Here is a 1,051-nt window from a genome sequence, read left to right as displayed (position 1 = left end):
TAAAGCGTTTCGCATCTAACCGGATTCGGGATTCCCGTTTGGGCTGATCTGTGATTCACTTCGCCCATGGAAGGAGAACTGCCATGGGCAAGCCGCATCCGATCGAGTTGCGTGCGCGTGTCGTTGCGTTTGTGAAAGAGGGCAACAGCAACCGGGAGGCTGCTCGGCATTTCCGGGTCTCGCCTCGGTTCGTCAACAACATGATGATCCTGCATCGATCGACGGGCTCGCTCGCACCGGCCAGGCAGGGGCACCCGCCTGGCAGCAAGCTTTCGGCCCACGGCGTCTGGATCAGCGAGCTTGTGTCTGGCCATGGCGAGGTGACGCTGGACGAACTGTGCCTCGAGCTGGCCGGGCGTGGGATCGATGTCCATCGTGCAACCGTTGGCCGTTTTCTGCACAGGCTTGGGCTCAGTAATAAAAAAAAGCCTCAGGGCAAGCGAGCAGCACCGGCCGGAGATCGTCAGGGCGCGTGAGCTGTGGATCGGCCGTCGAACGCGGTTCTTCAACAAGGCATTCGCGCGGCTCATCTTCGTCGACGAGACATCGACGAACACGCGCCTGACCAAGCGTACCGGATGGTCAAGGAAGGGACAGCGGTTCGTCGCTTATGCCCCCTTCGGCAAATGGAAGACGCAGACCTTCATTGCCGGACTGCGGTGCCATGGCCTGACAGCCCCTTTCATCGTCGATGCGCCGATGAACAGCCGCATCTTCGAAGCCTGGATCGAGGCCCAGCTTGCACCGACGCTATCGCCCGGCGATGTCGTCATCCTCGACAATGTCGGCTTTCACAAGAGCGAGCGGGCAGAGCAACTGGTCAAGGCCAAGGGGGCCTGGCTGCTCTTCCTGCCGCCCTATTCGCCGGACCTGAACCCGATCGAAATGGCATTCTCCAAACTCAAGGCGCTGCTGAGAAAGCGCGCCGCCCGCAGCTTCGATGCGATCACCCAAGCGCTCGGCGACATCGTCAGCCTCTTCTCAGTCGCAGAATGCCGAAACTTCTTCAAAGCTGCAGGCTATGAGGCAGAATAAATGCGACATGCTTTAG

At 60.0% G+C, this 1,051-nt stretch carries 1 protein-coding gene; it reads left to right on the top strand.

The window, feature by feature from the left end:
• The first annotated feature begins 83 nt into the window (after positions 1 to 83).
• Positions 84 to 1,035 (top strand): IS630 family transposase gene (locus tag OCK02_RS26100; RefSeq protein ID WP_263815561.1). Its coding sequence is split into 2 segments (ribosomal slippage): positions 84 to 416 and positions 418 to 1,035, totalling 951 coding nucleotides; the frame shifts between segments, so codons are not numbered across the junction.
• The last annotated feature ends 16 nt before the right edge of the window (positions 1,036 to 1,051 follow it).

The organism is Rhizobium sp. TRM96647 (genome assembly GCF_025780115.1).
In the GTDB taxonomy this organism is placed as follows: Bacteria; Pseudomonadota; Alphaproteobacteria; order Rhizobiales; family Rhizobiaceae; genus Mycoplana.
Note: the sequence above shows the minus strand (reverse complement) of the source record. Positions and strands in the feature narration are given on the sequence as shown.